The sequence below is a fragment of the Micromonospora palythoicola genome, assembly GCF_036689795.1.
GTDB lineage: Bacteria > Actinomycetota > Actinomycetes > Mycobacteriales > Micromonosporaceae > Micromonospora > Micromonospora palythoicola.
In genome coordinates, this window is sequence record NZ_JBAGKI010000067.1 from 22272 (window position 1) to 32352 (window position 10081).

5 protein-coding genes are annotated in these 10081 nt (G+C 72.2%); all 5 read left to right on the top strand.

Annotated features, from left to right (window positions below):
- Positions 1 to 271 precede the first annotated feature (271 nt).
- The 5 genes from V5O40_RS23175 to V5O40_RS23195 all read left to right on the top strand — a co-directional run bounded on the left by V5O40_RS23175 (position 272) and on the right by V5O40_RS23195 (position 9997).
- On the top strand, positions 272 to 5767 hold the full coding sequence (locus tag V5O40_RS23175; protein ID WP_332907414.1) for an ATP-binding protein: 5496 nt from the start codon (positions 272 to 274) through the stop codon (positions 5765 to 5767).
- 101 nt (positions 5768 to 5868) lie between these two features.
- Complete coding sequence (locus V5O40_RS23180; protein WP_332907415.1) at positions 5869 to 6342, top strand: SRPBCC family protein; 474 nt, start codon at positions 5869 to 5871, stop codon at positions 6340 to 6342.
- 71 nt (positions 6343 to 6413) lie between these two features.
- The gene (locus V5O40_RS23185) at positions 6414 to 7481 is read left to right on the top strand and encodes a DUF2855 family protein (protein WP_332907416.1); all 1068 of its coding nucleotides are present in this window, start codon (positions 6414 to 6416) and stop codon (positions 7479 to 7481) included.
- A 71-nt stretch (positions 7482 to 7552) separates the two neighbouring features.
- Positions 7553 to 8449 carry a bile acid:sodium symporter family protein gene (locus V5O40_RS23190; RefSeq protein WP_281580492.1) on the top strand — a complete coding sequence of 299 codons (897 nt, stop codon included), beginning with the start codon at positions 7553 to 7555 and terminating at the stop codon, positions 8447 to 8449.
- Between the two features lie 171 nt (positions 8450 to 8620).
- Complete coding sequence (locus V5O40_RS23195) at positions 8621 to 9997, top strand: FAD-dependent oxidoreductase (protein ID WP_332907417.1); 1377 nt, start codon at positions 8621 to 8623, stop codon at positions 9995 to 9997.
- Positions 9998 to 10081 lie beyond the last annotated feature (84 nt).

Genomic DNA, 10081 nt, shown 5'->3' on the forward strand with positions numbered 1-10081 from the left:
ATGTTGATGATCTTGGGAGATCCGACCGCCACGCAGGGTGTTTGTCGCCTCGACCCGGCGTGGTCGTTCGGGGCTCGCCCGGGGTGACCCGGGCCACCCGCCGTCCGGGCCGAAGCGTGGCGTTGGAGGGTCTCGACAAAATCCGTTGTCCGGAGGTGGTAGTTCCCACGTCTTCCTTACCCGCCGGTAGCCACGAAGGTTGGTTGAGCGGGACCCCCTGTCCGAGGGAGCGTCCCCTCCTGTCAAGGACGATCTTCCGGAGGCCTGCTCGGTGTTCAGCCGCATCGCCATCGTCAACCGGGGAGAGGCCGCCATGCGGCTGATCCACGCTGTTCGCGAGCTCAACGCCGAGACCGACGCCCCGCCGATCGAGACCGTCGCGCTCTACACCGAGGCGGAGCGGTCGGCCACCTTCGTACGCGAGGCCGACCACAGCTACTGCCTCGGGCCCGCGTCCGCCCGGCCGTACCTGGACCACCGGGTGCTGGAACGGGCGCTGCACGACAGCGGCGCCGACGCGGCCTGGGTGGGTTGGGGCTTCGTGGCCGAGGACCCGGCCTTCGCCGAGCTGTGCGAGAAGAACGGCGTCACCTTCATCGGCCCGAGCCCGGAGGCGATGCGCAAGCTCGGCGACAAGATCGGCGCGAAGCTGATCGCCGAGGAGGTCGGCGTCCCGGTGGCGCCGTGGAGTCGCGGCGCGGTGGAGAGTCTCGCCGCGGCCCAGCGCGCCGCGGCCGAGATCGGCTACCCGCTGATGCTGAAGGCGACCGCGGGCGGTGGTGGCCGGGGCATCCGGGTGGTGCGCAGCGACACCGAACTCGCCGAGGCGTACGAGCGCACGAGCCTGGAGGCGCAGCGCGCGTTCGGCAGCGGTGTGGTCTTCCTGGAGCGGCTGGTCACCGGCGCGCGGCACGTCGAGGTGCAGGTGATCGCCGACGGCCAGGGCACCGCCTGGGCGCTGGGCGTCCGGGACTGCTCGGTGCAGCGACGCAACCAGAAGGTGATCGAGGAATCCGCCTCGCCGGTGCTCTCCGCCGAGCAGACCCGCGAGCTGAAGGAGGCGGCCGAGCGGCTCGCGCTGGCCGTGGACTACCGGGGCGCGGGCACCGTGGAGTTCCTCTACCACCCGGGTGACCGGATGTTCGCCTTCCTGGAGGTCAACACCCGGTTGCAGGTGGAGCATCCGATCACCGAGGCCACCACCGACTTCGACCTGGTGAAGGCGCAGATCCAGGTGGCGGCCGGGGGGCGGCTCGGTGACCGGATCCCGGTCGAGGCGGGGCACGCCGTCGAGGCCCGGCTCAACGCCGAGGACCCCGACCGGGACTTCGCCCCGTCGCCCGGTCGGATCGTGCGACTGGTGCTGCCCAGCGGACCCGGCGTGCGAGTGGACACCGGGGTCAGCGAGGGCGACGTGATCCCCGCCGACTTCGACTCGATGATCGCGAAGATCATCGCGTACGGCCGCAGTCGCGACGAGGCGCTGAGCCGGTTGCGACGCGCGGTCACCGAGACCACGGTGATCATCGAGGGCGGTGCGAGCAACAAGAGTTTCCTGCTCGACCTGCTGGACCAGCCCGAGGTGATCGACGCCAGCGCGGACACCGGCTGGATCGACCGGGTCCGCGCGCAGGGCCGCCTGGTCTGCACCCGGCACTCCGGGGTGGCGCTGGCCGCCGCCGCCATCGAGGCGTACGAGGACGAGGCGCACGTGGAGCGGCAGCGCCTGCTCTCCACCGCGCACGGCGGCCGTCCCCAGGTCCAGCACGTCAGCGGCCGGCCGATCGACCTGAAGCTGCGCGGCGCGACCTACCGGGTCTCCGTCGCGCAGACCGGACCACACCGGTTCCGGGTCGGCGTCGGTGAGACGGCGACGGTGGACGTCGAACTGGAGCGCTACGACGAGCACAGCGGACGGATCCTGGTCAACGGCCGGCGGTTCCGGCTGGTCACCGATACCCACGGACCCATCCACCTGGTCGAGGTCGACGGCGTCACGCACCGGGTCAGCCGCGACGAGGGCGGCGTACTGCGCTCCCTGTCACCCGCGCTCGTCGTCGCGACCCCGCTCGCGGTGGGCGACGAGGTCGAGGCCGGCGCGCCGGTGCTGGTGCTGGAGAGCATGAAGATGGAGACCGTGCTGCGCGCCCCGTTCGCGGCGAAGGTACGCGAGTGCCTGGTCTCCGTCGGCAGCCAGGTGGAGACCGGCGCACCGCTGCTGCGCCTGGAGCCGCTCGGCGATCCGACCGCGAGCGAGGTCGCCGAGTCCAGCGCCGTCGACCTGGAACTGCCGCCCGAGCCGAGCGGCCTGTCGGCCGGTGACCGGGTCGCGCGGGGCATCGCCGACCTGCGCAGTCTGCTGCTCGGCTACGACCTGGACCCGCGCGACGAGCGCCGTGTCCTCGCCGCGTACCTGGCCGCCCGGGCCGAACTGCCGCACCGGCCGCTGGAGGAGGAGGTCGAGCTGCTCCAGGTCTTCGCCGACCTGTCCGAGCTCAGCCGCAACCGGCCGGCCGGCGAGGAGACCAGGACCGACACCCGGGTGCACAGCCCGCGCGAGTACTTCCACTCCTACCTCCAGTGCCTCGACGTCGAGCGGGCCGCCCTGCCGGAGACGTTCCGTCAGCGCCTCGCCCGGGTGCTCGCCCACTACGGCGTCGAGGACTTCGAGCGGACGCCGGAGCTGGAGGAGGCCGTCTTCCGGATCTTCCTCGCCCAGCAGCGGGCGGCGGTCGACGTGAAGGTGGTCGTCACCTTCCTGCAACGGTGGCTGACCGAGCCACCGCCCGCCGACAGCCTGCGCGAGCTGGTCGGTCAGGCGTTGGAACACCTGATCTTCGCCACCCAGCGCCGCTTCCCGGTGATCGGCGACCTCGCCCGGAGCGTGGTGTTCCGTTGGGCGGCCCAGCCGATGCTGCGCCGCAAGCGGGCCGAGGTGTACGCCGACGTGCGGCGCAACCTGCGTCACCTCGACCGCGACCCCGGCGCGGCCGACCGGGCCGAGCGGATCGCGACGATGGTCGCCTCACCGGAGCCGCTGGTCCGGCTGCTCGCCCAGCGCATCGGCCGGCCGGGCGTCGACCACGGCCCGATGCTCGAGGTGCTCAGTCGCCGCTACTACGGCAGCCGTGGCGCGAGCGACGCCCGGGCCGTACAGGTGGCGGGACGGTCGTTCTTCACCGCCGGGTACGACCGCGACGGCGAACGCTTCCGACTGGTCGCCGCGGCCACGGACTTCGCCGGGCTGCCGGCGACCCTGACGGAGATCGCCACGCTGGTCGGCGCGCACGACGGCTCGCTGGTGGCGGGCGGCGATCCCGCGCCGTCGGTCGCCGACGTGTACCTGACCTGGGCCGAGCAGCCCGACGCGGAGGCGATGGCCGCGACCCTGCGTAAGGTGCTCGACCAGGCCGGCCTGCTGGACATGCTCCAGCGGGTGACGATCTCCGTCGCCGGCCGTAACGGCGCCGAGATGCACCACCACTTCACCTTCCGGCCGGACCTGGGCGAGGACCGGGTGATCCGGGGCCTGCACCCACTGATCGCCCAGCGTCTGCAACTGCCCCGGCTGCGCAACTTCGACCTGACCCGGCTGCCCTCGGCCGACGAGGAGGTGTACCTCTTCCACTGCGTCGCCCCAAACAATCCGGCCGACGAGCGGCTGGCGGCGATGGCCCAGGTACGCGACCTCACCCCGCTGCGCGACACCGACGGTCGGATCCTGGCGCTGCCCGCGGTCGAGGGTGCGCTCGACGCCTGCCTCGACGCGATCCGCAAGGTGCAGGCGCAGCGCCCGGCGAAGAAGCGGTTCGACACCAACCGGATCACCATCTTCGTCTGGCCGCCCAACGAGCTGAGCATCGAGGAGCTGAACACCGTCGCCCAGCGGGTGCTGCCGATCACGGCGGACGCCGGACTGGAGGAGGTGCTGTTCCTCGGCCGCCAGCGGAACGCGGACACCGGTGAGCTGACCGACATCGCGGTGCAGATCTCCTACGCCGAGGGCATGCGCATCTCGGTCACCGAGCCGACGGCGGAGCTGATCCAACCGCTCGACGACTACCGGCAGAAGGTGCTGTCGGCTCGGCGGCGCGGCACCACCTACCCGTACGAGCTGACCGAGCTGCTGGCCGGCCGCAACGGCAGCTTCGTCGAGCACGACCTGACCGACTCCGGCGAACTGGTGCCGGTGCGGCGACCCAAGGGCCAGAACAGGGCGGGCATCGTCGTCGGGGTGGCGAGCACGCCCACCGAGCGCTATCCGGAGGGTGTCACCCGGGTGGTGCTGCTCGGCGACCCGACCAGGGCGCTGGGCGCGCTGGCCGAGCCGGAGTGCGCCCGGGTGATCGCCGCGCTCGACCTGGCCGAGCGGATGCGGGTACCGGTCGACTGGTTCGCGCTGTCGGCCGGCGCGCGGATCTCGATGAGTTCGGGCACCGAGAACATGGACTGGGTGGCCGCCGCGCTCAAGCGGATCGTCGAGTTCACCCAGGACGGCGGTGAGATCAACATCGTCGTCGCGGGCATCACCGTGGGCGCCCAGCCGTACTGGAACGCCGAGGCCACGATGCTCATGCACACCCGGGGCATCCTGGTGATGACGCCCGACTCGGCGATGGTGCTGACCGGCAAGCAGTCGCTCGACTTCTCCGGTGGGGTCTCCGCCGAGGACAACTTCGGCATCGGCGGCTACGACCGGGTGATGGGTCCCAATGGTCAGGCCCAGTACTGGGCGCCGGACCTGCGCGGCGCCCACCGGGTGCTGATGGCGTACCACGACCACGCCTACGTGGCACCGGGGGAGAGCCGGCCACGTCGTGCGGTCACCACCGACCCGATCGACCGTGACATCTCCGACTACCCGCACGCGGTGGCGGACAGCGACTTCACCACCGTCGGCGAGATCTTCTCCAGGGAGCGCAACCCCGACCGCAAGAAGGCGTTCGACATCCGTACGCTGATGCGGGCCCTGGCCGACCAGGACCACGCGGTGCTGGAACGCTGGGCGGGCATGGCCGACGCGGAGACGGCGGTCGTGCAGGACGTGCACCTCGGCGGCATCCCGGTGTGCCTGCTCGGCATCGAGTCCCGCTCGGTGCCCCGGCGCGGGTTCCCGCCCACCGACGGGCCGGACACCTACACCGCCGGCACGCTCTTCCCGCGCTCGTCCAAGAAGGCCGCCCGGGCGATAAACGCGGCGAGCGGAAACCGGCCGCTCGTGGTGCTGGCGAACCTCTCCGGCTTCGACGGCTCGCCGGAGTCGATGCGCCAGTTGCAGCTGGAGTACGGCGCGGAGATCGGCCGGGCGATCGTCAACTTCGACGGACCGATCGTCTTCTGCGTGATCTCGCGGTACCACGGCGGCGCGTTCGTGGTCTTCTCCAAGGCGCTCAACCCGAACATGACGGTCCTCGCCGTGGCGGGCTCCTTCGCCTCCGTCATCGGCGGCGCACCGGCCGCGGCGGTGGTGTTCGCCGGTGACGTCGACGCCCGTACCGCGAAGGATCCCCGGGTGGCCGAGCTGGAGGCCGGCGTCGCGGCGGCGAGCGGCGGGCAGCGGGCGGCGCTGGTGACGCGGCTGATGGACGTACGCACGTCGGTGCGGGCGGAGAAGCTGGCGGAGGTGGCCGCCGAGTTCGACGGGGTGCACAGCATCCAGCGGGCGGTCGAGGTCGGCTCGGTGGACGCCATCATCCAGCCCGAGGAACTGCGGCCGCAGCTCATCGCGGCGGTCGAGCGCGGCCTGACGAAGGCGGCAGCGGGGTAGCTCCGCCCGGCGACCAGGGCGACCCGCTCGACCACCGTGGCGACCGGTCGGGCACGCCGGTGGCGGGACATGGTCCGGCCGTCGGCGTGCCACGATTGGGCGTGCCCGAGGACCGGAAGCCGCCGATCGCGTTCGAGACCACCTGCACCGTCCCGGCCCCGCCCGAGGTGGTGTACGCGCACCTGGCCGATCCGCGCAGCTACATCGGACTGTCACCGCTGATCGTGGCGGTCGACGAGGTGCGGCACGGTCACGACGACGAGGGCCGCGCGGTCGCCGAGTACCTCGCCGTCGAGCGGTTCCGGCTGGTCGGGCCGGTGCGGTGGGACAACCGCATCCGGGTACGCATGGTCTCGACGCCGCCGCACGGCCCGCTGGTCAGCGAGGTGAGCAGTCCGGGCTGGGTGTCCCTGCGGGCCGCGGTGACGCTGACCGCCGAGTCGGCGGGCACGCGGGTGCACGAGCGGGTCACCGCCGACGCGCCGGCACCGCTGCGGCGCTTCGTGGCCCGGGAGGCCCGCCGGGTCGCGGCGTACCGGGCGGCCGAACTGACCCGCCGCATGGCGGCCCGCTGACCACGGCGAGTGGGATTTTGCACTAGCAGTGCATCTTGTTTCGGTGGCTTCGGCTGCCTAGCGTCTTCGGCATGGCTGCCTCCTGGACGTTCGCCGTGGCCCGTGCCGAGCTGAGCCGCACCACCCTGGTGGAGCGTGCCGTGCCCGCGCTGTCCGACGGCGAGGCGCTGTTGCGCGTGGACCGGGTCGGACTGACCGCGAACAACGTCACCTACGCGGTGCTCGGCGACTCGATGCGCTACTGGGAGTTCTTTCCACCCGACCACCACGGGCTGGGTGGGCAGTGGGGGCTGCCGCCGGTGTGGGGCTTCGCCGAGGTGGTCGCCTCGACCGTCGCCGAGGTCGAGATGGGGTGCCGGGTGTACGGCTACCTTCCGCCGGCCGGACACCTGGTGGTCCGGCCGGCGAGGGTGGACGCCACCGGGTTCCGGGACGCCAGCGCGCACCGGGCCGACCTGCCCTCGCCGTACAACGGGTACCGCGCGATCGTCGGTGACCCGGCGTACCGGGTCGACCAGGAGGACCTGCTGATCCTGTTCCGGCCGCTGTTCTTCACCTCCTTCATGCTGGCCGACCAGGTCGTCGACAACGACTGCTACGGCGCGACGTCGCTGGTCGTCTCCTCGGCGTCCAGCAAGACCGCGTACGCCGCCGCCGTCGAACTACGCGGGCGCGGCCCACGCCTGATCGGGCTCACCTCGCCCGGCAACGTCGAGTTCACCCGCGCGCTCGGCTGCTACGACGAGGTGCTGCCGTACGACGGGATCGCCGCCCTCGACCCGGTGCCGACCGCGTACCTCGACCTGTCCGGTGCTCCCGCGACCCGGGCCGCCCTGCGGCGGCACCTCGGCGACCGGCTGGTGCGCGACATCGCGGTCGGCCTGACCAACCAGATCCCGAACGCCGATGCCGCCGGGGAGGTCTTCTTCGCTCCGGTGCAGATGCGCAAGCGCCGCCTCGACTGGGGTCGCGACGGGCTCGACCGACGGTTCGCCGACGCCTGGCAGCGCTTCACCGAGGTGGCCGGCGGGTGGGTCGACGTCCAGCTCGGCACCGGCCCGGCCGCACTGGAGAGTGCCTGGCTCGACGTGCTCGCGGGCCGCACCCCGCCCCGGGTGGGGCGGGTCGTCCAGTTCTGAGCGGGGGGAGCGGACACCCCGGCCGCATGGAGGATTGCCAGTGCATTACCCGGTGGTAACGATGTCGTGTCATGGACTCCGCCCTGACCCTGATCGGACTACCCGTCGCCCTCGGCATCATCATGCTCGGTCTGGGTCTCGGCCTGACCACCGGCGACTTCCGCCGGGTGGCCCGGCACCCGAAGGCCGCCGTCATCGCGCTGGGGTGCCAGGTGCTGCTGCTCCCGGCGCTCTGCTTCGGCCTGGTGCTCGCCTTCGACCTGCCGCCCGAACTGGCGGTCGGGATGATGCTGTTGGCCGCCTCGCCGGGCGGCACCACGGCCAACCTCTACAGTCACCTCTTCGGCGGCCACGTGGCGCTGAACATCACCCTGACCGCCATCAACTCGGTGCTGGCGGTGTTCACCCTGCCGATCGTGGTCAACCTGTCGGCGGCGTACTTCCTCGGCGACGCGCGGAGCATCGGGTTGCAGTTCGACAAGGTGCTCCAGGTGTTCGCGATCGTGCTCGTCCCGGTCGTGGCCGGCATGCTGATCCGGGCACGCTGGGCCCGGGTGGCCGAGCGACTGGACCGCCCGGTCCGGGTGCTGTCCGTGGTGGTACTGGTCGCGGTGATCGCCGGTGCGGTGCTCGGTGAGCGGGAGAACCTCGCCGACTACTTCGTCTCCGTCGGTCTGGCCGTACTCGCGTTCAACCTGCTCAGCCTCGGCATCGGGTACGGGGTGCCGAGGCTGGCCGGGGTCGAGCGCAGCGCCGCCAAGGCGGCCGGGTTCGAGATCGGCATCCACAACAGCACGCTGGCCATCACCATCGCGCTCAGTCCGGCGCTGCTCGACAGCACCCGGATGGCGATTCCCGGCGCGGTCTACGGCATCGTCATGTTCTTCACGGCTGCCGCATTCGGGTACCTGGTCAACCGGGCGGGCAGCGGACGCGACGCCGCGCCGGACGGTGCCGTCCGGACCTGAGCCGACGCGGCGGTGTGACGGAGGTACGACCGGATCGCCGTTGGCGTTCCCTTGCTGTGCAACGATCGTTGGGCGTCATGCCGACCGCCCGGCTCCGTCGGCCTGCCCGGGCAACGGTCACTGGCAGGCCGGCGGGAACGCGTCCCACCTCGTACCCCTTTGGAGAGCACGATGTCCCGCTCCCCGGCTCGGGTCCTCGCCGCGCTGAACGCGGTGCGACCGCCCGACCAGCCGTCTCCCGTCATCGGCAAGGCGGTGGTGGTCGGCGGCAGCATCGCCGGGATGCTGGCCGCCCGGGTGCTGTCCGACCACGCCGAGTGCGTGGTGGTCGTCGACCGCGACGACCTGCACGCCACCGGTGGACGGTCGGGCGTACCACAGGGAACCCAGCTGCACGCCCTGTTGCCCGGCGGGTTCCTCCTGTTGGAGCGGCTGTTCCCCGGGTTCCGGGAGCAGGCCCTGGCGCGGGGGGCGGTGGAGGCTCCGCCCGCGGCCCGGCGGACCTACCTGGACGGCCGGCTGAAGGTCGTCGTGCCGGACGACGCGGACAGCCTGGCCGGCAGCCGGCCGCTGCTGGAGTCGTTGATCCGGCAGCAGGTGCTGCGCCTGCCGAACGTCAAGACGATCACCGCGCGGGCCACCGGCCTGGTCTTCGACGGCGACGTGACCAGCGGCGTGCGGTGCGACGTCGGCGGTTCGCCCGGTGTCGAGCACGCCGACCTGGTGGTGGACGCCATGGGGCGGTCCAGCCGGCTGTCCGACTGGTTGGCGGAGGCCGGCTGGGAGCGGCCGGCGCTGCGGCGGATGACGGTGCACCTCAACTACGCGACCGCGTTGTTCCGGCGCTCCGAGGCGAACCCGGAGCACGCGGTGGTGCTGGCGCTGCACAGCCCGACGACGTCGGCGGACGTGGCCGGTGCCGCCTTCTTCGCGATCGAGGACGGTCGGTGGATGGCCATGATGGCCGGCTACGGGGAGAACCGACCCGGCCGCACCGCCGAGGATTTCGTCCGCCGGCTGCGGGAGCAGTTCCCGCCGGAGTTCGCGGTGGTCGCCGACAGCGAACTCCTCGGCGACGTGCAGACCTACCGGCACGCCGACAGCCGGCGCCGGGACTTCCACGCGCTGACCCGGCTGCCGGCGGCGCTGGTGAGCGTCGGTGACGCGGTCGCCTCGTTCAATCCGGTGTACGGCCAGGGCATCACCGCCGCCGCGCTGCACGCGGCCTGCCTGGCGAGCTACCTGCGGTCCGGCCCGGACCTCGGCCTGCCGGCCCGTCACTTCTTCGCTCTGCAGAAGGTCGTGGTCGACGCCGCCTGGTCGATCTCCACCTCGGCCGACCTGGCGTTGCCGCACGTAGACGGTCCCTACCCGCGCGGCTACCGGCTCTCCAGCTGGGTGAGCCGGCAGATCATCGCGGCGACCGTCACCGACGTGGCCACCGCCCGCCGGTTCAACGACGTCGTCTCGATGCGCAAACACCCGAGTTCCCTGGCCACCCCCACGGTCATCCTCAACGCCCTCCTCGCCAACCGCCGCACCCGCTGACCCCCCACCCCCCACCCCCCGCCCCCCACCCCCCACCCCCCACCCCCCGCCCCCCACCCCCCACCCCCCGCCCCGCGATCTTGC